We start from the raw sequence: 23,015 nt of genomic DNA on the forward strand, positions 1-23,015 counted from the left end.
ATTCAACCATTGCTCAACGATCATTCAAGGATCGTTCAACCTTGTATTTTATTTACCATGATAGAGGTATAGCGCCCCGTAACTCCAGTTCGGACCGCTTAAGCCGGGATAGTTGAACCGGTCCATCATCAGGGCGACGAAACGGAAAGGATAGCCCTCGGGCAACTGCACCACGTTCGGCCATACCCGGGTTCCTGAAGTTTCGCTCCATGGTGGCAGGTCCATCTTTAAAACGCCGGCTTCCCTGAGATCTGGGTAGGTGTAAATAAAAATTTGCCGTTCAGAACTGCCGGAAAAACAGTAATAGCGACCATCTATCTTTTGAATGGATGTGCCGGTAGAATTATGGGCCACCGGGCCTGCTATCTTTTTGTAGTCCTTGTTCCAATGGGCCGATTCAAGGATAACAGCTTTATAACCATCATGATTTTCGCAGGTAAGTATGCGCCATTTTTTTGCCTGTTCATCGAAAAGGATGTGCGGATCTTCAATGTCGCCCACAATCCCAAACGGTGCGGCGGTCATCACCGAAAATCCGAACCTTGGATCTTTTCTACTTTCTATGGTGAGCAGTTGCTTTTTCTCTTTGTCGGGACTGGCGTATGCACTAAAACCAGTGGTAATTCCCCGCCAGATCTTATCGCGGCGGTCGAAGAAAATGTGTGAAGCCACTTCATTTCTGAGCAGGCCATCGTTGCGATCGAACACAATAATGCCTTCCAGCTTAACATCAAACACCGTTGGGTCCATGCTGAAAACGCCCTGAATATGATGCGGCAGGGCACGTCCGCGAATAGACATGGTGTACCACAATCTTCCCTGATCGAGAAGCGGCTCTCCATTCTCGTAGGTTATGGCACGAATGTCGGCCTGGCCGGTGCCAGTGGTCAGCGCCATGCCGGCCTTGTTGATGCTAACTTTGCCGGAGCTTATCGATGAAAACAAATGTGATTGAAAGGTATGGATCCGCTCTTTGCTCCGCAGATCTATGTCTTTGTTAAAATCAGCTTGTCCGATCACTTGCGGCAGCTCTTCGTTTTGCAGGTATAGCACAAGCCCACTACCAAGCATTTGCAAAATGATCCTGCCTTTCAGGGTTGTGTTTTCGACACCAGGCACCGTAATGGTGGACTCCTTGATCAACCTCGCATTGTTGATTAGCCGCAACGCAGTGCCAGTTAACACACCATCTTTGTGCCTTACCGTAATAAATAACTGTTCCTTTTTAGCCGGATCAGAGAATTCAAAGCCCAATTCCCCTTCCCCGGCACACGAATTCAGATCGATGGTGTAAGTCGAAAACGGGTTAAATCCGCCCATCCAGATGGCCGTCTGCGTTTTCTCCGTCGATTCGATAACAAGCTTGCCTTGCTTAATAGAAATTTCAGACTGGTTCGGCAGATAGTGCGCCACCGGATGCATCGACTCCATTCCGACGATTTTCTGCGGGTCCAGTTTGGCCAGGGGAATCGATTGGCCTTCATCGAAGATCAGTCGGCGTACTGCCTGACGTGTAAAACTGATCTGGTCGGCCAAGGTTTGCTGACCAAAGGCCGGGTGGGTCGACATGAACACGAAAAATATCAGAAAATGAATCAGTTTAGGCTGCATAGCAGCGAATATAAGTTATTTGGCAGGTCAAAAAAATCCATATCTTTATTTGAAATAACCAAATTATGAAAGTCCAATTATCGCTCGTATTTGCTTTGCTGCTCAGCATGGGCATCAAAGCGCAAACGCTCAATCTGCCAAAGAACTACAGTTTCGAAATACAAACAACACAAACAGATAAAGGCAGTTATCCATCAGAAATTACGGATACTTATGCTTTTAAGTCGCTAGGCAGGAATAAAGACGGGGATTTTATGCTGGAGTGCAAGTTGGTAAATGCAACTTACGGTTCTTCGCAAATGGGGGGAACGTTGCTCAATACGGATAAGATCAGGGAAACGGATTTTCGTACGACAGCGATCCTTAAACACCTGGCGCTTTTGGATAAGCCATTTCAACTCACCATATCTCCTGAGGGAAAAGTCTTGGCTGTATCGGGCGCTGAAGAAATTGTGAAGCAAAGGTTCGCTGTCTGGAAAATCGCAGAAGAAACCTCTAAAGGAACGCTGGAATATTTGGCCGCGGCAATTAAAGCTGAAATGCAGGCCTTGTTTTTTGATGGCAAGACTGCGGATGTAGCACAGGCGCAGACTGCAAACAAGTTGGAGGGTGAAACGAAGATCAGTACGGTGAACAGCACAGCACGTACCACAACGTATCAGACATCAAACCAAATTGGTGACGTTCAGGCAGATCGGAAATTTGTGATTGATAAGAAAACAGGTTTGGTCAAGGAGTCGAGAGCGCAAAGTAAAACGCAGTTTAAGCAGAGTCCGCAACCGGGCATCAGCAGTAATGCGAGGATTGATGTGTCGACTGTTCAGAAGCTGCAGGCGGTGAGTCAGCGCAAGCCACTTGATACCGCCTGGATTAATATGGCAGTAAGGTTTAGCTACTGGAGCGATGCCTTGAAGGAATCTGACAAATACGATTCTACACGGGTTTTTGCATTGTTTAAGAAACCAGACTCTCGGTTTGTGAACGACAATTATTATATTCAGAACAGGCTGAGTGCGCTGCAGCGCGTGGATGGCGATAAAGCGGATCTGATGTACGATTCCTTGTTAAGCACCACGCCTAACAAATCCCTAAAGGGCAATTATATACATCTTGTAAACAAACTGAGTTTCACATATCATGATGAGCAGGATGTAGCGTCGCTCTACGATCTGACCACCTATGCCGCAGAAACGGAGGCTTTTGAGAGCTGGCTGCAAAGCTCTTTTTGTCAGGCTATAAGCGCGGCCAAAAGTCCGGGTGAGTTGGACGGCAAAATAGACAAGGCTTATGTGCTGAGCGGTATGATGCTTGCAAGCAAGGATGCTGAGTATCTGAAAAAGGTGCGCCCGCTTGCCATTTGGTCTAGGGCAAAGCAGGCATCGAGTGCGGAGGCTGCAATTGCAGCGGCTAAAACATTCCATGAGATGTCTGATCAGGACATTCAGGCAGGCAACGGCTCCCGCTATGCGTTGCTGGTATATCAAATGCTCCAGGCAGCTGGTCGCCCAGTCGAAGCGGGAGCGCTCCTCGATGGTACGATAGCACGGTTGGAACGGTTTACCGCCGATTCCTTGAGCGCAAGAAAGTATCTGGATAAAAATTTACTGGCGGGCGCTTATTACCTGAAGTTTCTAAGGGATGAGGCGAAAGGCGACGGTTCTGCTTTCCGGAGTTTATCTAAAGCCGCCCAGTATTCGCCGGCTAGCAGTAAAGAAAAGGCGCATATGAGTTTTTATGATCGTGCGCTGCTTGATACCAAAGAAGGGTACCGCGACCTGTTCATCGAAAAGCTATTGGCGGTCGGCAATGAGGCCGAAGCGTCTGATGTCTTCGTAACTCATATCACGGCTATGCCCGAGCAAATCCTTGAAATGAAGAAGCTGTACGAAGAAAAGTTTAAGAAGGATGATTTTTCTGCCTTTTTTCAAAAGCGGATTGTAAGTGGCTGGCCTGCTGCCCCAACTTTTGCGCTTGCTGCGGTAAACGGGGGTCAGCATAGCCTGGCCGATTTTAAAGGTAAATGGTTGGTCATGGATTTCTGGGGAACCTGGTGTGGCCCGTGCCGGGCTGAAATGCCCGATGTGAACCGGTTTAGCGACGAAGTAAAGGATGGCAAACATAAAAACGTACAGTTTCTGAGTGTCGCCTGCAACGATCAGGAGGATAAAGTAAAAGCCTATCTTGAGGAGAACAACTTCGGCATTCCGGTAGCCATGTCAGACGGCATTATACAGCGCAATTACAGTATAAGAGGTTATCCGTCCAAGATCATCGTCTCGCCCGAGGGTAAGATGATACAGGTAGATTTCGGAAAGGATTGGAAGAAAGTTATTACAGCTTTTAGTCAGCTATAGATATCAAAGCTTAATATATTGAAATAGCATATAGACCTGCCTTTAGGCGGCGTTCTATATGCTATTTTTTAGTTAGAGAAACTATCTCAGTACTTTTTCCAAAGCCTCCCAAACTTCGTTACCGCGCAGTCCTTTATCAATAATTTTCCCGCTCGGGTCGAGCAAAAAATTCTGAGGAATGGCCTTCACGTCGTATAACGCCGCTGCAGCGTTTTTCCATCCTTGCAAATCGGATAGCTGTGTCCAGTGCAAGCCGTCGTCGTGAATGGCTTTAATCCAGGCCTGTTTCAGTTTGGCATCGTCAAGTGAAACGCCGATGATCTCGAAGCCCTTATCTTTAAATTCCTTATATGCCTTTACCAGCGAAGGGTTTTCAAGGCGACAGGGCGCGCACCAGCTTGCCCAAAAATCAATCAACACGTATTTTCCCCTGAACTCACGTATACTGACAGGTTTGCCGGTAGTGTCGTTCATGCTGAAAACCGGTGCTTCCGTACCAATAGCAGGTCCGACCTTTTGCCGTTCAGCCCTGTTTTTGCGTGCCGCTGCATCTGAGATCTCAAATAGCCTGCTCATCTCTTTCGCAACAGGCGGCTGGACATCCCGAGGAAGCATGGCGAGCAGGCTATCTGCTAACTGGCGGTTAATCCGATAGTCAGAAATAACCTTTAGTACGAGCATGGGTGCGATTGGCGAGGAGGGATGTTGTTTTATCTCCGTAATTATTTGGGCCTGCAACAACTCCGACATCTTGGTCAGGATGCCGATAAATCCGAGTTTTGCGCGGTCGGGTACAGTCAGGAATGCTTTTCTAGCCGCATCTGTCACATTCTTAAACAGCGAATCGGAGACTGAACCTCTGACTATGGAGCTGTCTTTGATCGTGATCATGGGCAGGTTCCGCTTCTCTGCAGAAGCCCTGTCCCTTGTTATGACAGCGGGCAGGGTGATGACCTGTTGCGTGCCTGGGGCGGCGATAATACTTGCAATTACAGCGCCCTGAACCTTTCGGCTTATTTTTACATGAGCCGGTATCGGCAATGTTCCGCTTATGGTATAGCGCCCCGCAATGACCTTAACGCTATCTGTTTCTTTATTTAGATAGGGTTTAAAGGTAAAGTAAATTACCTTTGGAATCGAGTCGGCCGGCAGCGCGGTCATGTCGCCCTGGATTACGAACCTTTTTTCATTCGTTTGGGCATAATTGCTCAACGGGAGCCATAAGACTATCATGGGCAGCAATAGCTGCCACTTTTTGAAATGCTTCAACATCGTTAAAATCGTTTAATGATCCCAGGTTCATTTGAACCCGGGATCGCGTTAGAAGTAATCGTATCGTGCTCTGCAGCATCAATATCCCGGGTTCGGCGGCAGGTTTGGATTTCTCAACACATCGGTTGCCGGTATTGGATACAAGGCCCACCTCGGATCCCAGGTCGTTCCTTTCGTCAAGGCAACCGCGGGCATCACCTGATCAATGCGCCCGGTCCTTTTCAGGTCGAGCCAGCGATGGCCCCATTCCGCGAACAGCTCAGCCTGCCTCTCATGATAAATCGCATTAAGGATCGCTGTTTCACCGATGGCCGGACTTGCCATTAATCCTGCCCGTTTGCGTATAAGGTCCAGGTCTTCGAGGGCACCCGTGGTGTTGCCTCGTTTCGCTCTGGCCTCCGCACGGATCAGGTATTGCTCTGCAAGCCTTAAAACGATCAGGTACTCCGAAGGCGAGGCCGCATTTACGGTCCCGATTTTGTATTTATAAGGGTAGTAATAGGTAGTTCCTCCTGAAGTAATGCTCTTTACCCAGCCTTTATAGCGCTTGCTGTCGACATCAAAGGCCTCAAGCTGCGAGGGACTTAAATAAACGTAGTTAGTAGAGGTAGGAAAGGTGGTTGAAGAGGGTATAAATAGCCTTCCGTCCCCCGTATTCGCGAGCGTGGCGGCGGTTACCGGCTGCAAAGACCAGATGGTTTCTTTGCTGTTCTTCAGGAACACATTGTTTACCGATACTGTATCATAAGCCGCTTTGTTTTGAATTACGGACGTCGCCTCTTCTTCTGCTTTTTCCCAATCTCCATGGTAAAGATAAACCCGCGCCAGAAGCGCAGCTGCAGCATATTTGTTTGGACGGACGCGTTCTATGGTCGACTTCAATAAAGAGGCATCCAGGTAATTTTCAGACAAGAGCGTCCTGGCTTTGTTAGCATCTTCAATAATTAGTTGATAAATCTCCTCCCTGGGCGACTTAGGCAGATCAAAAGTAACGCTATAGTCGGTCGACAATACCTTGGGTACATCACCATATAGGTTAGCCAGGTAGAAATAACTGAAGGCTCTTAAAAAGTAAGCCTCGCCAAGCAATTGTAGCCGAATCGATTCGGTGAGTTTAGTCGTTCCGTTCAGGCCATCGATTGCCGCGTTAGCATTGTAAATAATGGAATAGGCGCTCACCCAAAAATCCCTGGTACCGGTAAATTCACTTTCGAGCCTGTTTTTGTAATATCTGTAGGCGTTGTGTGTTTCCGTGATCCCGTCGGCCAGCGTAAATTCATCCCCCGAAAGCCCTGAAAATACGGTCATCCCGCTCAAGCCGTTCCCTGCAGAGTTACCTAAACTGCTGCTTTCGGAGCTCATCGTTGTATAGATGCCGGTAAGTACGGCAATTGCGGTCCCGTCCGACTCATATACGTTTTCCGCATTGATCGAAGTAGCGGGGGCGGGCAGGTCAACGAACTTTTCGCAGCCTGAGATAACTGTGGTGCATACAAACATCCAGATGATCAGGACTGGATTCTGTAATATGTTTTTCGTTTTCATTCTATGTCGTTTAGCTGTTTATAAACCTACCTGTACGCCCAAGGTGATTACCCGTAATGGCGGTAAGGTGGAAATGCTTGCATTCTCCGGATCAAGGCCTAGATAGTCGGTAAAAGTCAGCAGGTTCTGACCCTGAGCGAAAATCCGGCAGTTCTGGAATCCTGCCGCTTGCTGCCATGCCGCAGGGATTGTCCAGGAGAACGATACGTTTTTCAATCGGATATAAGACGCATCGGTAAAGCCGCGGTCACTGTCGGTTATCGCCCTACCGCCATTGCTGATCCGTTGGATGTCGGTAATATCATTTTCCTTCTGCCATGCGTTCAGGAAATAGGTCGGAAGATTATAGCCAGGTGCCGTGTAACTGAAACCGCCCGGGAATGGGTAGGCCGTCAGGATGTTCGGCCCGGTCTGTTTCCTGAATTCGAACAGGAAGTCGAGCTGGAACTGTTTGTAAGTTACCGAATTTTGCAGCCCGCCAAAGAAACTTGGGTTCGGATCGTAATAGTGGATCCTGTCAGTAGTAGAATTCGGCGTGGTCACAATGCTTCCATCGGCCGCGTAAAACTGGTAAAGCCCGGTTTTCGGATCAACACCGGCGCTTTTGTACGTTTTTAAAACGTTTGCAGGCTGGCCAACTGCCAATCCGCGGGCATAAGTCGAATTCTCAATACCCGGAAACGAAACCAGTTTGTTTTCGGGAACAGTGAAATTAAAACTGGTTGCCCAGCTGAAATCATCGCGACGGATATTTGTACTGTTCAGCGCGACCTCCCATCCGGTATTTTGCACAATGGCCGGGAAATTTCTGGTCACCGTACCAAAACCTGTAAGGGTAGGCAAAAGATAGGAGAGGAGCTGATTGCCTGAACGGTTGTAATAGTAACTGATGTCGGCCAATATGCGATCGTTCAGGAAGCCCAGATTAATACCGCCCTGCAGTTTCTTTGTCAACTCCCATTGCAGGTCAGGATTGGCATGTTCCCTGGGCGATAAGGCTGTCGACCCCTGATAAGGATTGTTCGAAGAGATAGGCCCGTACTTGGTAATAAACTGGTAATCACCAATCTGATCGTTGCCGGTCGTACCATAGCTTACATGCAGTTTACCAAAGCTTAGCACACCCAGGTCAGCCGCCCAGCCTTCGTTGGTAAATAGCCAGGCAGCCCCCACTGCACCGAAGTTCTGCGCACGGTTGTTAGGGCCAAATCGGCTGCTTGCATCGCGCCTTCCAGTAAGATTGACGATGTATTTGTTTTGATAGTTGTAGTTTAACCGGCCAAAGACCGCGTTGTAACGGTAGGTGTTCCTTACAGTGTTCGCTATTCTGAGCGTCGGAGCTGCAAGCGGGTCTTCCAAAACCTCATCACTGTTATAACCAGAGGCAGCAAGATGTACACTGTTCATGGTATTCTGCTGAAAGGTAGAGCCAATGAGTGCTTCAAGCTGGCCGGAGGCGATGGCAGCCTTGTAGTTAAGCTGGGGTTCGGCTATCCAGCTTTGAAAGCTGCCATTCCCGAAGGTCGAACGCCGTTGAGATGTAGGTTGAAGTTCCGGCGGATTGTAGGTGATCGGACTTTTTGATATCTCATCGGATGCCATATTCGTATAACCAAAAGTAGTTTTCACTTCAAGGTTGCGGAGCAATTGATAGCTTAGAACCGTATTGCCGATCAGGTTAGTCGTTTTATTCGTATACGTTGCCTCCTGTCGTGCCAGCGGGTTTAAAAAAGTCGACACACTGTCTGTTCCGGCAGCGTTGGGAATCCTTTCCCAGTTGAGCGTGCCATCGCCTTTATACAGAGCAGGCGAGTTTGGCGGAAGGCTCAGCGCCATGTTCGTATAGTCGGTACTGATCAGTTTATTATTGTCGTTCATATAATTGCCCGACATCTGGAATCGGAACTTATTGTTGGCGGAGGTATGGTTGATGCTGATTCCAAGTGAGCCTTTGTTATCCGACAGATCACCCGGAAATACAGTTGTTTCGCGATGATAGCCCCCGTTTACGCGGAACGTCGTGTTTAGCCCGCCGCCGGAAACAGCAAACTGACCATCCATATATTGTGCGGTTCCGCCGATCAGTTCCTCCTGCCAATCGGTGTACCGGTTCGGATCGTATACAGTAATATCATAGTTTGTGGGACCGGCATTTGCAGCTGTCGGAGTAGCAGGTCTTTCCGGTACAGCAAGGTTGCTATGTTTGTAGGCCTGCCTGCGCATGGCGAGATATTGCTCGGTGTTCATCATATCCAGTTTGCTTGGAACGCTTCCCCAGCCGTTTTGAAAGGTTACATCTACTAAAGAGCGTCCCGCCCTGCCTTTCTTTGTGGTGATCAGCACTGCACCGTTGGCGGCCCTGGATCCGTAAATAGATGTTGCATCTGCATCCTTCAGTACCTCGATGCTTTCAATATCTGCAGGGTTAAGAAAGCTGAAAGGGTTTCCGCTTCCCTGTACTGCTCCGGTATAGAACGTCCCGGAGCTTCCAAGCACAGTGCTCACTGTAGGCATCGTCTGTGAAGTGAAGGGCACACCGTCTACCACAAAGAAAGGATCACGCCCTTTGCCAATAGAATTAATACCTTGAATGCGGATGGTTACGCCGGAATTAGGCAGTCCTGTGGTCTGCGTTATGCTTACCCCAGGCATACGGCCGGCAAGTGCCAGTAGCGGATTGCTGACCGGCTGTTTTGCGATATCTTCGGCCTTAACGGACACGATGTTTCCGGTGCTTAATCTTTTACTGGTCACCCCATAGGCTTGAATCTGCACCTGGTCGAGTATATTGTCGGCCAGCTCTAGCTCAATGGTGCCCAGATTCGCAGCCGCGGCAACTTCCTTTGGCTTATGGCCAAGATAAGTTATGACCAGAGTTGCCCCTTCAGCAACACCCCTTAAGGTAAAGCCTCCGTCGGCACCGGTAATGGCTGCACCTTTTCCGTTTTTTATCTTTACACCCGCTCCAAGGAGAGGCTGGCCGGTTTCGTCGACAACCCGGCCCTGTACATCAATAGCTGCGAAACGCTCAGCGAGCTTGTCCAGGAAGGTCTTCTCAGGCTTCCTTTTAATCGTAACATTCTTCGCGCTGATCTCATAAGTAAGCGGCAAACCCGACAATACGGTTTTTAATGCTTGTTCGATAGTAGCCTCGCGCAGCCGCACGCTTACCTGTGTACTGGGCGGGATTAGTTCTCCCTCATAGAAAAAGTCGTAACCGCTTTGGCTGCGGATTTGTTTTAATACAGCACTCAAGGGTGTGTTTTTTTGGTTCAGTGTAATACGCTGACCGAATGTGGCCGCGCTAACCTGCAGCAGCGAGGCGAATAAAATGACGGTAGTCAGGCGCATAATCAGCCATAATTTGCGGTATAACCCATCGGTTATACCTGGTTCTTTGGTATAAAATTGATACATTTACGTTTAGTTTGGTTCTGTACAGCAGCCCCTTGCCGTCGAAAACTAGTGGCTGTCTGCAGTTAAAAATTGATTCGTTGATTTTCCAAACACAAACCAGTGGTGTCTTACACTGCTGGTTTGCTTTTTTAAGTAGTTAATTTAGCTATAGGCGTTTTCCTTTCTTTTTATCGGGTTACATGTAGTCTTTTCCCTTCCAGATGGAAGCGGGCAATACCCGATGATTCAATAAAATTTAATACCTCCGACAACTTCTTGTCCCTCGAGATCCAGCCTCCGGTATAGAGGTTCTCGGGAATTGATTCGTCAAAGCTGACATCCACGTCGTACCAGCGTGCGATCTTTCGCATAGCTACTTTAAAATTTACCTGATCAAAGTTGAACTCACCTTTCGTCCAGTCGGCAAAGTCGGCCGCATTTACTTTCGCTACTTTTATGGAGCCGTCCTGAATCAATGCTTGCTGTCCGGGCACAATTGTTTTTTCGGAGGCACCCCATAGTACACGTATGGATCCCTCCATGAGGGTAGTCGCTTTTACCGGTTCATCGGAATAACTATTGATGTTAAACCGGGTACCTAAAACCTCTACTTGATGGCCGTTTGACTGCACTACAAAAGGGTGCGCTTTGTCTTTTGCTACATCAAAAAATGCTTCGCCTTCCAATGTTACACGGCGCTTACCCGATTCAACTAAGCCAGCTGTATAGGTTATCGATGAGGCGGCATTCAGCCAAACGTTCGAGCCGTCTGGCAAGCGCAGCCGGTAAGTCTGCCCCTTTTCCGTACTCAGCGTATTAAGATTGTCTAGCTCAGCCGCCCCGGCTTTTATCTCATAAATTAACTCCCCGTTAGCTGCTTTGGTAATAACAACGCCCGATTCCTCGGCCAGCTTACCGTTACCGGCATCCGACAGGCTGATTCTTTTTCCATTTGACAAGGTGAGTGTGGCACCCAGTTTACCTGGGTCTGCGTCGCCTGCGTATGTGGAGACTTCTTTGGTTAACATACTCCTGTGGTTTGCGTAATAAAACAGGCCAGCTGCGAGGATAAGAATAATAGAGGCTGCGGCGGCAAAACGCGGCCACAACCGTCGCCGCCGGGCTGCAAGATTAAGGCGCCTGCCTAATTTGTCCAGGCGTAGGTCCAGTTGCTCATCTGTCAGAACCTTTCCATCGAAATGTCCAAAGCTCAGCCAGTTGTTGAGCAAAGCTTTCTCCTTTTCGGTGCACTGACCGTTACTGTATCTTGCCAGCAGGTCCTGAAACTGATCCTTATTCATCTGGTCGGGTTAATTGATACCCTATAGTCAGTAAACTGTGGCGGCAGGGTTAAATAAAAATGAAAATTTATAGGAAAAGGAGAACGCTCATGGTGCCAAGCTTCGTTTTCAGGATTTTTAGCGCATGATGCATGTGGCTTTTAACGGTTTCTTCAGACAGTTCAAGTTCTGCTGCAATCTGTTTCCGACTATATCCATCCTGCCTGCTCAGCTGAAACACCTGGCGCATTTTATCTGGCAATGCGGCTATTTCTTTTTCTATCAGTGCGGCAAGTTCCTTGTGCCGGATCAGGTAGTCCGTTTCTTCAGCGCTGATCTCATTGTTAAGATATTCATTAAAAGAATCGAGGTAGCGCTCCGATAATTTACGTTTTGAAAAAACGTTGATGATCTGGTATCTGACGGCATTATACAGGTAAGGGGCAAGCAGGGTGTTGTCGTTCAACTGAGTCCGCCTGTTCCAGAGCGAAAGAAAAAGTTCGTGCAGAATATCTTCAACCTCCTGTTCGCTGTCTAACCGTTTCAGAGCGAAGGCATAGAGTAGCTTTTTATACCGGTTGTAAATCTCGGCATAAGCCGAATGGTTGCCCGACTTAAGCAGCAAGGTTAGTTCCTGATCGGTATAAGTGCGATAATCGGCCATACGAATCGTAAAACTACTAAAACAAAATTAAACGGGCGGCATATGTATAATGTCGCCCGATCAAACCCTCAGAGCATTAATCCTTCTCATTATGCACCTCAGCAATCCTGAACTTCTTCAGGCCCGCTGGTACCTGCCATTGTACGGTTTCGCTTTTGCTGAAGCCGATGAGGGCCGCGCCGATAGGGGATAGAATTGAAATCTTATTTTCCCTGATATTGGCATGCTGAGGCAATACAAGGCATACTTCCCTTGCGGCGCCATTTTCCTCGTCAACAATCTGCACCCGAGAGTTGATGCGGATAACATGTGGTGGAAATGCATGTTTTTTTACCACCACTGCTCTGCCTAGTTCGGCCGAAAGGGACATGTCGCCTGAGCTCCCGTCCGTTTTGGTGAAATAGGGTTTAAGTAACTGATAATCATCTTCCCTGATGATTACCGGGATGTTTGCATTTAAATTCATAACAATATATTAAAAGGAGTGATAAATGTGTTCGTCTGGACTTCGCCGCGAAGTGAAAAAATAGCGAGACTAGTGAAAGAATCTAGCTTTAAACCCAGACCCTGACGAAATTGTTTAGGAGGCCTGGGCTACGGTATTGAAAACCTTAAAGCAGGAGAAAAAGTACTTAAATGCAGGCAGGATAACTGAAAGCAAAGCACAAGAGGCAGCCTTAACGAAAAGAGATTTCGCATTTACGGGCTTGCCGTACAAAGGGGCGCTGTGTAAACTTTGGTGTGCCAAGTAAGGCAAAGATAAGGAAAATAAAACGGAGGTCAACCATTCAGCTCTTCCAATCGACGGCGGTAGGTCTCAATCTCCGTAAGCGCCTCGCGGATGCCGGTGCGCTGACGCTGCAGCAGTTCCAGATGATCAACGTGAAGCGCCGGATCGTCTAAAACCTTATCGAACTTTTCAAGTGCCGCCTTTTCGCCGGTTTCAATGGCCGATAATATAGCGATGTCTTCTTTACTGCTTAAAGCCTGCTTAATGTCGATCCAGGTGCGGTGAAGTGCGCCCAGTACGCCTCCGCTCTCATTTTCAGAGTCGCCGCCATGTGCATGCAAGTGTGCTTTCAGGTCGTCCGCAAACGCAGCACGCTGGGCCGAGTAGGTTAGAAATAACCCTTGTAACTCTATGCTTTCAGTCGTCGTGCTGGCCGAGTCATAGCCCTCCTTTCCATCGTTCAGGATATTAATTAAACCCTTCAGGTCGCTGATTACTTGATTGTTGCTCTCCATAACGCAGATATTTTTATAAATAAACCAATATCAACGGTCATTAGTTTTCCGTATATTGTGTTGACCAAATTAACGCGTATGGCAACGACACTTCCCAATCGGTCAAATTCCACTTCCCAGGAGGTATATCCGCTGGGCGATATCTCTCCCGAGGCATACCGGGGTCTGGCCCTGCATGCTGCAAAAGAACTGGGCTGGGCGATTTTTGATATAGATGCAACAGGCTTCAAGGCTTATACAAATCCTTATGTTGCTGCCGATAACCGCCTTATACATTTTTCGGTTAACGACGATATGGCAAGTGTCCGATGCGAGAATATTAGTGCACAGTTATTTGATTATGGCGGTGGTCGCATTTTTCAGTTCATAGAAAAGATGCAGGCCATGCGGCCCGATTTTACTGAGGAAGAATTGAAGTCCATATACGAGCGCCGGGAGATGTTGAAGGTAGATACCCCCACGATCGCGCCGGAGGTGACTAATAGAGGCTTTGCCTCGTTCTTCCTCCCGCGCGAGGGCTATATCATTACACCGCTGCTGGTCAACATAAGCCTGCTCATCTTTATCATTATGCGTCTTTCCGGGGTGCCTTTCTTTGCGGCAGGCGAAGAGGCGCTGATAAGATGGGGTGCTAATTTTGGTCCGGACACCCTGAATGGGCAGCCGTGGCGTCTCATTACAGCATCTTTTCTAAGCACGGGTGTTCTTCCGCTCCTCGTAAGCATGTTTGCGCTGGTGTACATCGGACAAATATTAGAACCCCTCCTGGGTTCCTTGCGGTTCACACTCGCGTACCTCCTCGGGGCTATAGCTGCAGGTCTAACTTCCCTGTGGTGGAATGACGCCGCAGCAACCTCAGGAGCCTTTGGTGCCATTTTTGGGCTCTGCGGCATTTGCCTGGCAGTGTTCTCCACTGAGCTTTTACCTCGGGGGCTGCGGAAGAGCATGTTCAGAAATATGTGCATCTTTACGCTCCTCTGCCTGTTTTTTCTAAAGCAACCCAGCGATTACTACGTTGCTGTCTTTGGAAGCCTGACCTATGGTGTCGTTTTTGGCTACAGTACCTATCGCTTTTTATACATCTGATTGAGTACTTTGGCCGGCATTTGAACATTGGTCGAGTCAGAAAGGCTGCCTGATATATTTTTAACCTCCATGTTCGCAATCTTCAGGTTGGTCTTTCCAAGGGTGGTAATGTTTAGATTTTCGGTTATCCGGACTTTAGAGGCATCTTCACCTCCGTCGATATCGATGCCTGAGTCGCCCTCGGTTTTTATATTCATGGTGCCGATATGTTGGGTACGGCTGATGAACTGACTATTTATTAAATGGATGGACGCTGATCTTGGAATAATGTCATTGATGCCGAACTCCCCAACGCGGTTCATATTGCTTTCTAATTTTCTAGTACTTGAACTGGTATTAATCCAAACCGAAGCCGTGTTCTCTGCGTCGAGTTTTAGAGAATCGAAACCAGCTGAAAGCGTCACTTTTTGTGCGTTAAGTATTCGCAAACTTTGGATGTCGGGAGCATAAATCGATATGGGCTGATAATACTCGCTATTTTGTTGTGAGTTGTCATTGATGGTGACCTGTAAGATGCCCTCTTTGTCTACTTTGAAGTTGATAAATGACCGGGCTTGTTCACTGATCTTTACCCCGTACTTTTTATCTTTTACAAGTGTAATTGCCAACTCCTTGCCTGAACCTCCGATGATGCTTACGCCCTTAAACTGCTCTGGCGCCGTTATAGAAGTCGTCCCTTCAACAGGTCGGTCGAATGTGTCGGGCGTGTAAGTGACAGCAGTCTTTTCTGTTGTCATATAGACACGGGAAACAAAAGCTACCACCAAAATCGGCAACAGAATTAGGCTTAGCCCAAAGATGATTAATAATTTATTGCTGGTTTTCATTGTTCTGATTGTTTAAAGGTTTCGGCGACAAAGGCATTATATCTGTCCTTTAATTCGTCTAAACCAATGTCTAATAAATAAATATTTCTGAAAAATATGGGCAGTTCTTCGTCTACAAATTGCCCTTTTGCAAAGCTCTTAACGTTGGCAACGGCGTCTTCATTCACAAAGAAGCCTATGCCTCGTTTGTTGCTTATGATATTCTTGGTTTGCAGCAATTCATAGGTGCGCATCACCGTATTTGGGTTAACTTCAAGTTCTACGGCCATTTCTCTTACCGAAGGAATTTTCTCTTCAGCCCTCCATTTTTGCAACAGAATCCCCTCGCAAACATAGTCTGCTATTTGAAGGTATATTGCTTTGTTGTCTCTAAATTCCATGATTTCGTTCTTTTGTTAAACCTCTTTTTCTTTTAGTCGGACATAAGTGATCGACCATATGGCAAGAGTGAGCAGGATCAGAACCAGGGAAATCGATATTTCCGCCAGGTCCTTGCCGTCTACCTTCATAAACGGGGATGTTGGAAGTTGGTGCCTGTTTCTGGTCAATGCCTCTCCTGCGTTAGCAACTATATATGTCGCTAATCCCGTGAAAACCATAACCGAGAGTGCTGTTTTTATATAGTGGAATTTATGAAAGTAAATGGAACCCAAAAGAAAAATAGACGTTGCCAGGGCAGGGACAAAATAAAGCGGGGTAAACAAGTCTGGAACATGTATCGCGAAAAATAGATGAAGTTCACGTGCTGTACCATGATTTGCCCGGTAGTTTGTAATAAAACCGAAATCTACCAGCCAAAAAATCACGACAAAGCTCACTACAGAAAGGACGGCAGTAAAAAGCACGGCAGCAAGGAATTTCTCAAAAGTTGATGCAGGTATAAGGAGGTCTATCACTGTTTTGGCTTTCTGCCCATAGTGTGAGAAATAGTTGCTGGCAATCGCCGTGATAAAAAGAAATCCAAAAATGAGGAAAAGGGGTTCCCTGAAATTCAGATTTATATGCGTAAAATTTGGATAGATAATAGTCGCCCAAAACGAATACAGGTAAAATATAGTATTAGCTCCAAAGGCAACGCCAAGCGCCATTAAATATATTTTGCCAAATTCGAGCCACTGTCTTCTTAGCAACAGCCCAAAGCGGTTAATGTCAAATGTGTTGTTCATATCTTTTAGTTGAATACCGTTTTAAGTTTACTTTTTGCAGCAAGCATGGTGTTAAACAAGAGCTCCATGTCCAATTTGCTGTCTTCGTTATGATAGTTGATGGTTACGGCATTATGTCCGGATAATGAGGGCTCAGAATATATGACCGTGTTGTCCAGTTCTTTTACACGCTTAAAGCAGAGTTTGGCAGTGATTTCATCTATGGATGCATTGAGGGCAATCTCATGTTCATCCAAAATGATCACCGTGTCTATCAGATTATCAAGATCACGCACCTGGTGGGTGGAGATAATGATACAGCGATCTTCCGTTAGCGCCTCGGCCATAACCTTGCGGAACTGCGCTTTAGACGGAATGTCCAACCCGTTCGTAGGCTCATCCATAATAATGAGTCGGGCCCGGGTGGCAAGTCCGAATGCTATGATGAACTTTTTCTTCTGACCATAACTCATGTGGATAAGTTTCTGGCCGGTCGGAATATCGAACTCCGACAGCAACCCATGGAAATAGGTCGCGTCGAAATCCGGATAAAATGGAGCGTTGGTTTTTACGTAAGTATCAATTTTAGCGGCAGGTAAATGAAACTCTTCAGGGATGAAACAGATTTGCTGCAGGAGCGAGGGCTGTCGCCGGCCCGGATTATGGCCCATTACTTCCAGCGTACCGCTATCGGCATATACAAGCCCCGCCATGTTTTTAAGCAAACTCGATTTGCCAGCGCCGTTCTTACCAAGCAGGCCATATATATGTCCTGCGCTGAGTTTCATGTTCAGGTTTTTAAATAGGGGCCTCTTCTTCGTATACCCAAAATTCAGATCGTTAATCTTTACCATACTCTACTGTATTAGTTAAATAATACACTAATGTATGTAGTGATTTTGAGTTCTGCAAATTATTGCTGAAAATAATTGTGAAATATTATATATTAGAATGTCTAAAGCGCTCATGCTTAAGGGCTAATAAATTATGAAACGCTTTCTAATGCTCTTTTTACTGCTGGCAGCATCCACATGCGCTACAGGGCAGGAAAATAAAACACGCGTAATATTTGGTGAGCTGTGGCTTGGTGGAGCAGGGGACGGGCTAGGCACGGGTGCAAATATCAACTATCAGCGAGGCATTCACCTGTTTACAGCCAGGACCTCTTTGCTAGCCGGTCTGCCAATTCTGGATTCTCTGTTTTTACCTCCCGATAGGGAAATTGACCGTCAGAGAACCAGGGAGTTTGCAATCTTGTACGGTCCGCGAATTACAGGAAAGGGCCTTTCGCTTAGCGTCTCAATGGGTGTGTCCCAAAATTTTCATTCTGCGTCAATTGTCGATGAGGACGACAAATATTTAGGTGAGGAGTCGCTCCGATATGTCGGCATCCCTTTCGAAGTTAACCTCAAATTTTTTAAACGGCGTAAAATACCGTACCACATCTATGGCGTGTTTCCGGTCGGCGGGCCAACCGCTTTTGGGAGATCGTTTGGCCTAAAGGTATTTGCTGATCTTAGAAGAGGCGGCTATGCCGGCTTCGCTTTTACAATTGGCTGGGGCGTCCATAAGAAATATACAGAATAACTTGCCTGCTGCAAACCAAATTTTTGCTGTCTGAAAATCGCTATTTCTGTGGTCCCGTAACATTTATCGCTGCAGATAGTGCCTTATCTAGCTTATTTTCCTGATCGGACACCAAATGAAACAAGCCCGGTACGTTTCTGTCGATAATTTTCCCGTCTCTGCCGATCAGCACATAGTTGGGGATCCCGTGGATGTGATAGTCATTAACTACCGGATGTTTGGTCCAGCCTTCAGCCACTAAATTTACACCGGTCAATCCAAGGTCCATTACTTTTTTCTTCCATTTATTACCAGTCTCATCTACGCAAATGTTGATGAAGACCACGTCCTTGTCCTTATATTTGTCGTGTACCTTTTCTCCGTTTCGAGTAATGTCGGCAATGCATGATCCGCAATACACACCCCAGAAATCAATCAGTACAACCTTCCCTGCGAAGTCACTTAGAGATACGGATTTATTGTTAACATCTTTGAGCGTGAACGCAGGAGCAATCTGTCCTGGAGCAAGTCTGCTAAAGGCTGTATAAAAGCTTCGTAACGGTTCAGCATGTTTAGATTCGGGATAGCTGGATAAGAATCTGTGGTAAATCTCCCTAGTATTTGCGAAATCGTAATGCTCAAAACCACCCCTGATAGCCTTGGCAAGATACCACTCTCTTACGGACCTGACTGGTATTAAGGCTTCTCCCATTGCGAAGTCAGCCTTAGTTGGATTGAAAATGCCTGTGCCAAGGTCGAAATTTATGCTGCCAAATGGCGTCTGGAAGAACCGGACTCGGTTGAATAAAAAATCACGGTAGACGGGTGATTGTTCAAAGACGGCGGTTGATATAAATTGAGGACTTAAATGCGATAGGGAAACGTTCTGGGCGTCAATCTGCACTTCTGACTTAAGCGTAAATTTGTCGAGCAACTTAGCGTTATACAGAAGATCGACATGTTTAAAATAAATATCGTATACGATCTTTTCACTGACAGACTGATATTTCGAGAGCAACTTAAGTGAATTTTCATAGGACTGATTAATTTCTTCGTATTTTGCTGAATCAGTGAGATTTTTATTATGTGTATTCTGATGGGCTTTTCGGAATGCCCGGTTTGTTGCCATGTTCAAGTCAAAGAGCATTTTCAGCTCCCGATCGTAGGCTTGCTTCGGGCTGCTTATGATAAAAGTATTTTCGAATTTCTTAGTATCCCATTTTAATAGGACAGTATCCCCTGGAGAAGCGTAGATGGTGAAGAGGTCATTGTTGAGGGGAAGGTAAACATCTTGCAAACCTTCAATTTTGATGCGTTTGTTGAAATTTCCTTTTGAGTCTACCTTGATGGAATGCCTGCCGCTTTCCATGAAGCCGCTGGTTCCGATCTCAAAAAAGTCACTTCCCAGATTCTTGACGTTTCCTTTGATAACAAAATAAGTGTCGGCCTGGGCAAGGCATGTTAATGGAAGTAGAAAGATGAAAAGCGTAATTGAAAATTTCATATAATATATAGTTTAAAGCAAGATAGAAAATAATTGCGCGCTTTCAGATAACGAATGGCAACTTTATCCTTTAGGCCATGGCCAACCCCGTCTCCAGAGTTACAGTGGCTTCGTTTATTCAGTGGCCTCTAAAAGCAGTGCAGGTACTGCTAAGGAATACAGACTGGTTGCTGCCCAGTATCTGCCCGGCAGCTACATGGATGCTATGCGGCCAAACCCGGGCAATATCCGGGTAGTACCCGGGTAGTATCCGGGTAGTATCCGGGCAGCAAGCAATGGCAAACGCCTTACAAGTTTGACCCTTTTCTCTGTTTGCGGCTCGCTTTTTCCTTGAAAAGGATATATTTGATCATGCAGCAATCGTTATACGGCTATATGGATGAGTCCTTTCAACAGCTTATTCTAGCACGTCGGGCGTATTGCGATGTGTGAGCAATATATCGAGCACGAGCGGATCGGATACTACCGGAAAATGGCCGAGGAAAAGCTTAGCGCTCTGCAAAACCAATGACCTTTTAAACAAAGCACATTCGGACGTTTAAACAAAACCGGCTGTTTGCAGCGCTACTAACTTTGTTCCATACAAAATCAAAATGACATGGAACAGAACAACTATCAGGGAGCACTGCAGACACCAATCGGGTCGGGCTTCAACGCATCATCTACCACGCGTGACGTAATTAATGGAATAGATCTTACAGGTAAAATCGCTATTGTCACGGGCGGGAATACGGGTATAGGTTTAGAAACCACGAGAACGCTGGCATCAGCGGGAGCAACGGTTATCGTTCCGGCCAGGGATGTTGAAAAGGCCAGGCGTAATCTTGCGGGGCTTGCCAATGTAGAAATTGAGGTTATGGACTTGATGGACCCTGCTTCGATTGATGCCTTTGCCGAAAAGTTCATTGCCTCGGCCAGGCCGCTTCATTTACTTATCAATAATGCCGGTATTATGTGGGTGCCGCTCCGTCGCGATAGTCGCGGCGTGGAATCGCAACTGGCTACCAACTACCTGGCACCCTTTCATCTGACTGCCAGACTTTGGCCTGCGCTTAAAAAGGCGAATGGTGCAAGGGTAGTCAATGTTTCATCGGGCGGGCACCAGTTCTCGGACTTCAATTTCGAAGATCCTAACTTTTTGCAAAGAGATTATGAGACTTTGCTGGGCTACGGACAGTCAAAAACGGCAGTCAACCTCTTTACGATGGAACTGGATTCACGGGCAAAAGCTTTTGATGTTCGCGCTTATTCATTGTGCCCCGGGGCCGTGGGCGAGACGGAACTTGCCAGGGAAGCTCCGGTAGAGCTATTCCAAAAGATGGGTTACAGCGATGCGGATGGGAACTTGTTGCCCGAAGTGGCGGCTTCCTTGAAGACGCTGGCGCAGGGTGCGGCGACGACCGTTTGGTGTGCAACCACTCCACAACTCAACGATATCGGTGGGGTGTATTGCGAACATGTGGAAGTGGCGGATTTAAATATAGACGAGTCGGTTATAGGAGGGGTAAAGCCATATTCGCTGGATGAAGTGAACGCAAAACGTGTGTGGGAGTTGGGCGAACAAATGACTGGCGTGACATTCAACATCTCCTGATATTTAGTACTTTTAACACACAAGCGATATGGATTATCAGGTAAATTATATCAACCCGGAAATTAAGCTTTCCTGCTACGAGGGGAAGTTGTTTAAAACGGAAGCGGCATTTGATGATCACTTGCTTGTGTGGTTAATTTCGGGTGAGACCAAGATTATTCAGGCCGATGAAACATTTGTTTTCGGTGCGGGCAATACGTTTTTGATTCCCAGGCATCAGTTGGCAACGATCATGAATGTGCCAAAGGACGGCTTGCCCCATAAAGCGGTGGCCATGCATTTGTCGATTGAAAGGCTCAGGAACTTTTACATCGATAAAAACATTAAAGCCAAACCTCTGGCTGGCAAGATCATCAGCTTTCACCAGCATCCCTTGCTCCAAAGCTGCTTAGCCTCGTTGATACCCTATTTTGATATGCAGGAGAATTTTCCGGAAGACATCGCATCGCTTAAGATTACCGAGGCAATCAGCATTCTGCGCAGCATTGACAAAGGAATCGATGATATCCTGGCAAATTTTGAAGAGCCGCATAAGATTGAGCTAACCGGCTTTATGGAAAAGAACTTCATGTTCAATATGCCATTGGAAAGATTTGGATATCTGACGGGGCGTAGCCTTACGACCTTTAAGCGGGATTTCAGTAAAGCCTTTAACATGACGCCGCAACGCTGGCTAACCCGGAAACGACTCGAGTTAGCGCATTACGAGTTTACTGAAAAACGCAGACGGCCCGTTGAAGTGTGTTATGAAACAGGTTTCGAAAATCTGTCGCATTTCTCGTATGCTTTCAAGAAACATTATGGTTATGCGCCTAGAGAGTTGTTGAATCGTTTGTGAATAGCAACAGCTTTTCTTATCTTGATGCATGAACATTCAATTTCAAGAAAAGCAACGGTTCCCGAATATACTCCTTTGGATCCTGTTTGCACTTCCGCTTATAGCTTCTTATGGTCTCTATAAACAGTTGGTTTTGAAAGAATCTGTGGGAAATAATCCTGCGCCGGATGGTGTGCTTATCGCCGCTACAATTTTCATCTATTGTCTTGCGGGCCTGTTCGCTATTACGAGACTGCACACTAAGATAGACCATACCGGGATTGAAATGCGTTTTGCTCCCTTTTTTAAAAAGACGTGGAAATGGGAAGATATAGATCATATCCAGGTGATCAATTATGGCTTTGTAGGCGGCTGGGGTATACGGCTTACAATAAAATACGGTACGGTATTTAACGTTAGCGGTAGTTATGGCTTGGCCGTGGTCTTGAAAAGCGGGAAGAAGTTTGTGATAGGTACGAAAAGGCCTGACGAGATGAATGCTGCGGTGCAGGGGGGATAAAGACACTTAATACTGCTAGCCTGAATTATGGAATATTTTACCTTCTGTCATCATAGTGATGTACCTAAACTTAAGCTATCATGGCAGAATTAAGCGTATCAAGAAACCGCAGGGCAGTTCCAAAAGTGGATCTGACCGCAATGGTCGATTTGGCATTCTTACTAATTACTTTCTTTATGTTGACCACCTCCTTGTCTAAACCCGTAGCAATGGATATAGCAAAGCCAGACGACGGTGGTGTGCAGGAACCTGTTGCTGCATCTAGGACGATGACGATACTACTAGGGAAAAATGACAAAATCGCCTGGTATATGGGCGAGCCAGGCAAAAGCACGCCCGTAATTGAAAGCTTTGAACATATAAGAGCATCCATAGTTGCCAACAAACAGAAGGTGGGTTCTACTGTTAAATCGAACGTAGGGAAGTCCTTATTTGTAATTATTAAGCCGACTGCCGGATCCAGCTACAAAAACTTTGTCGACATGATGGATGAACTGGCTCTGGCGGATTTAAAAGCAGCTCCAGCTATTGATGATGATCATATTCTAGGTGAGGAAGAAGCATTTTTGAAAAGACATGGGCTGTGAGT

Annotated in this window: 21 protein-coding genes; 8 read left to right on the plus strand and 13 right to left on the minus strand. The window is 46.7% G+C overall.

What is annotated here, in order from left to right; all coding sequences use genetic code 11:
• Positions 1-48: 48 nt before the first annotated feature.
• A complete protein-coding gene (locus tag J3P40_RS06605) occupies positions 49-1,611 on the minus strand; it encodes a glycoside hydrolase family protein (protein WP_256003989.1) in 1,563 nt (520 codons plus the stop codon).
• Positions 1,612-1,676: 65 nt separating this feature from the next.
• Between J3P40_RS06605 and J3P40_RS06610 the strand changes: the two genes are divergently transcribed.
• Positions 1,677-3,965, plus strand: a complete 2,289-nt coding sequence (locus J3P40_RS06610) for a redoxin domain-containing protein (protein ID WP_256003992.1) — start codon at positions 1,677-1,679, stop codon at positions 3,963-3,965.
• 81 nt (positions 3,966-4,046) lie between these two features.
• On the opposite strand, the gene J3P40_RS06615 is transcribed toward J3P40_RS06610, so the two are convergent.
• The 7 genes from J3P40_RS06615 to J3P40_RS06645 all read right to left on the minus strand — a co-directional run bounded on the left by J3P40_RS06615 (position 4,047) and on the right by J3P40_RS06645 (position 13,367).
• On the minus strand, positions 4,047-5,237 hold the full coding sequence (locus tag J3P40_RS06615; RefSeq protein ID WP_256003994.1) for a TlpA disulfide reductase family protein: 1,191 nt from the start codon (positions 5,235-5,237) through the stop codon (positions 4,047-4,049).
• Positions 5,238-5,315: 78 nt separating this feature from the next.
• Positions 5,316-6,782, minus strand: a complete 1,467-nt coding sequence (locus J3P40_RS06620) for a RagB/SusD family nutrient uptake outer membrane protein (protein WP_256003995.1) — start codon at positions 6,780-6,782, stop codon at positions 5,316-5,318.
• A gap of 18 nt (positions 6,783-6,800) precedes the next feature.
• Positions 6,801-10,199: a SusC/RagA family TonB-linked outer membrane protein gene (locus J3P40_RS06625; RefSeq protein WP_256003996.1), complete on the minus strand. Its 3,399-nt coding sequence runs from the start codon at positions 10,197-10,199 to the stop codon at positions 6,801-6,803.
• 167 nt (positions 10,200-10,366) lie between these two features.
• Positions 10,367-11,479, minus strand: coding sequence for a FecR family protein (locus J3P40_RS06630; RefSeq protein WP_256003997.1), 1,113 nt, complete (start codon positions 11,477-11,479; stop codon positions 10,367-10,369).
• Positions 11,480-11,546: 67 nt separating this feature from the next.
• Entirely contained in the window at positions 11,547-12,122 is a 576-nt protein-coding gene (locus J3P40_RS06635; RefSeq protein WP_256003998.1) for an RNA polymerase sigma factor, read from the minus strand.
• Between the two features lie 76 nt (positions 12,123-12,198).
• A complete protein-coding gene (locus J3P40_RS06640; RefSeq protein ID WP_256004001.1) occupies positions 12,199-12,588 on the minus strand; it encodes a GreA/GreB family elongation factor in 390 nt (129 codons plus the stop codon).
• A gap of 314 nt (positions 12,589-12,902) precedes the next feature.
• Positions 12,903-13,367, minus strand: a complete 465-nt coding sequence (locus tag J3P40_RS06645; protein ID WP_256004004.1) for a ferritin-like domain-containing protein — start codon at positions 13,365-13,367, stop codon at positions 12,903-12,905.
• A 78-nt stretch (positions 13,368-13,445) separates the two neighbouring features.
• Between J3P40_RS06645 and J3P40_RS06650 the strand changes: the two genes are divergently transcribed.
• Entirely contained in the window at positions 13,446-14,453 is a 1,008-nt protein-coding gene (locus tag J3P40_RS06650; protein ID WP_256004007.1) for a rhomboid family intramembrane serine protease, read from the plus strand.
• Here J3P40_RS06650 and J3P40_RS06655 read toward each other — a convergent pair.
• The 4 genes from J3P40_RS06655 to J3P40_RS06670 form a co-directional block, all read right to left on the minus strand.
• Positions 14,432-15,190, minus strand: coding sequence for a hypothetical protein (locus J3P40_RS06655; RefSeq protein ID WP_256004010.1), 759 nt, complete (start codon positions 15,188-15,190; stop codon positions 14,432-14,434). The genes J3P40_RS06650 and J3P40_RS06655 overlap by 22 nt on opposite strands.
• A gap of 86 nt (positions 15,191-15,276) precedes the next feature.
• Positions 15,277-15,660 carry a GntR family transcriptional regulator gene (locus tag J3P40_RS06660; RefSeq protein ID WP_256004012.1) on the minus strand — a complete coding sequence of 128 codons (384 nt, stop codon included), beginning with the start codon at positions 15,658-15,660 and terminating at the stop codon, positions 15,277-15,279.
• 15 nt (positions 15,661-15,675) lie between these two features.
• Positions 15,676-16,446, minus strand: a complete 771-nt coding sequence (locus tag J3P40_RS06665; protein ID WP_256004015.1) for a hypothetical protein — start codon at positions 16,444-16,446, stop codon at positions 15,676-15,678.
• Between the two features lie 5 nt (positions 16,447-16,451).
• Positions 16,452-17,279, minus strand: coding sequence for an ABC transporter ATP-binding protein (locus tag J3P40_RS06670; RefSeq protein WP_256004017.1), 828 nt, complete (start codon positions 17,277-17,279; stop codon positions 16,452-16,454).
• Positions 17,280-17,412: 133 nt separating this feature from the next.
• Between J3P40_RS06670 and J3P40_RS06675 the strand changes: the two genes are divergently transcribed.
• Entirely contained in the window at positions 17,413-18,012 is a 600-nt protein-coding gene (locus J3P40_RS06675) for a hypothetical protein (RefSeq protein ID WP_256004018.1), read from the plus strand.
• A 40-nt stretch (positions 18,013-18,052) separates the two neighbouring features.
• Here J3P40_RS06675 and J3P40_RS06680 read toward each other — a convergent pair whose 3' ends face one another.
• Positions 18,053-19,495, minus strand: coding sequence for a TlpA family protein disulfide reductase (locus J3P40_RS06680; protein ID WP_256004019.1), 1,443 nt, complete (start codon positions 19,493-19,495; stop codon positions 18,053-18,055).
• Between the two features lie 121 nt (positions 19,496-19,616).
• Between J3P40_RS06680 and J3P40_RS06685 the strand changes: the two genes are divergently transcribed.
• The 5 genes from J3P40_RS06685 (at position 19,617) to J3P40_RS06705 (ending at position 23,013) form a co-directional block, all read left to right on the plus strand.
• On the plus strand, positions 19,617-19,742 hold the full coding sequence (locus J3P40_RS06685) for a hypothetical protein (protein WP_256004020.1): 126 nt from the start codon (positions 19,617-19,619) through the stop codon (positions 19,740-19,742).
• Between the two features lie 351 nt (positions 19,743-20,093).
• Complete coding sequence (locus tag J3P40_RS06690; RefSeq protein WP_256004021.1) at positions 20,094-21,089, plus strand: SDR family NAD(P)-dependent oxidoreductase; 996 nt, start codon at positions 20,094-20,096, stop codon at positions 21,087-21,089.
• 28 nt (positions 21,090-21,117) lie between these two features.
• Positions 21,118-21,927 carry an AraC family transcriptional regulator gene (locus J3P40_RS06695; RefSeq protein WP_256004022.1) on the plus strand — a complete coding sequence of 270 codons (810 nt, stop codon included), beginning with the start codon at positions 21,118-21,120 and terminating at the stop codon, positions 21,925-21,927.
• 28 nt (positions 21,928-21,955) lie between these two features.
• Positions 21,956-22,426 (plus strand): hypothetical protein, encoded by a 471-nt coding sequence (locus J3P40_RS06700; RefSeq protein WP_256004023.1) that lies wholly within the window; start codon positions 21,956-21,958, stop codon positions 22,424-22,426.
• Positions 22,427-22,506: 80 nt separating this feature from the next.
• A complete protein-coding gene (locus tag J3P40_RS06705; protein ID WP_256004024.1) occupies positions 22,507-23,013 on the plus strand; it encodes an ExbD/TolR family protein in 507 nt (168 codons plus the stop codon).
• Positions 23,014-23,015: the final 2 nt, after the last annotated feature.

It is taken from the genome of Pedobacter deserti (assembly GCF_024436415.1).
GTDB lineage: Bacteria > Bacteroidota > Bacteroidia > Sphingobacteriales > Sphingobacteriaceae > Pedobacter > Pedobacter faecalis.

Bases quoted from the DNA above. Each gene is read 5' to 3' on its own strand.
- J3P40_RS06605 (WP_256003989.1), bottom strand. From the start codon at position 1,611: ATGCAGCCTAAACTGATTCATTTTCTGATATTTTTCGTGTTCATGTCG.
- J3P40_RS06610 (WP_256003992.1), top strand. From the start codon at position 1,677: ATGAAAGTCCAATTATCGCTCGTATTTGCTTTGCTGCTCAGCATGGGC.
- J3P40_RS06615 (WP_256003994.1), bottom strand. From the start codon at position 5,237: ATGTTGAAGCATTTCAAAAAGTGGCAGCTATTGCTGCCCATGATAGTC.
- J3P40_RS06620 (WP_256003995.1), bottom strand. From the start codon at position 6,782: ATGAAAACGAAAAACATATTACAGAATCCAGTCCTGATCATCTGGATG.
- J3P40_RS06625 (WP_256003996.1), bottom strand. From the start codon at position 10,199: ATGTATCAATTTTATACCAAAGAACCAGGTATAACCGATGGGTTATAC.
- J3P40_RS06630 (WP_256003997.1), bottom strand. From the start codon at position 11,479: ATGAATAAGGATCAGTTTCAGGACCTGCTGGCAAGATACAGTAACGGT.
- J3P40_RS06635 (WP_256003998.1), bottom strand. From the start codon at position 12,122: ATGGCCGATTATCGCACTTATACCGATCAGGAACTAACCTTGCTGCTT.
- J3P40_RS06640 (WP_256004001.1), bottom strand. From the start codon at position 12,588: ATGAATTTAAATGCAAACATCCCGGTAATCATCAGGGAAGATGATTAT.
- J3P40_RS06645 (WP_256004004.1), bottom strand. From the start codon at position 13,367: ATGGAGAGCAACAATCAAGTAATCAGCGACCTGAAGGGTTTAATTAAT.
- J3P40_RS06650 (WP_256004007.1), top strand. From the start codon at position 13,446: ATGGCAACGACACTTCCCAATCGGTCAAATTCCACTTCCCAGGAGGTA.
- J3P40_RS06655 (WP_256004010.1), bottom strand. From the start codon at position 15,190: ATGACAACAGAAAAGACTGCTGTCACTTACACGCCCGACACATTCGAC.
- J3P40_RS06660 (WP_256004012.1), bottom strand. From the start codon at position 15,660: ATGGAATTTAGAGACAACAAAGCAATATACCTTCAAATAGCAGACTAT.
- J3P40_RS06665 (WP_256004015.1), bottom strand. From the start codon at position 16,446: ATGAACAACACATTTGACATTAACCGCTTTGGGCTGTTGCTAAGAAGA.
- J3P40_RS06670 (WP_256004017.1), bottom strand. From the start codon at position 17,279: ATGGTAAAGATTAACGATCTGAATTTTGGGTATACGAAGAAGAGGCCC.
- J3P40_RS06675 (WP_256004018.1), top strand. From the start codon at position 17,413: ATGAAACGCTTTCTAATGCTCTTTTTACTGCTGGCAGCATCCACATGC.
- J3P40_RS06680 (WP_256004019.1), bottom strand. From the start codon at position 19,495: ATGAAATTTTCAATTACGCTTTTCATCTTTCTACTTCCATTAACATGC.
- J3P40_RS06690 (WP_256004021.1), top strand. From the start codon at position 20,094: ATGGAACAGAACAACTATCAGGGAGCACTGCAGACACCAATCGGGTCG.
- J3P40_RS06695 (WP_256004022.1), top strand. From the start codon at position 21,118: ATGGATTATCAGGTAAATTATATCAACCCGGAAATTAAGCTTTCCTGC.
- J3P40_RS06700 (WP_256004023.1), top strand. From the start codon at position 21,956: ATGAACATTCAATTTCAAGAAAAGCAACGGTTCCCGAATATACTCCTT.
- J3P40_RS06705 (WP_256004024.1), top strand. From the start codon at position 22,507: ATGGCAGAATTAAGCGTATCAAGAAACCGCAGGGCAGTTCCAAAAGTG.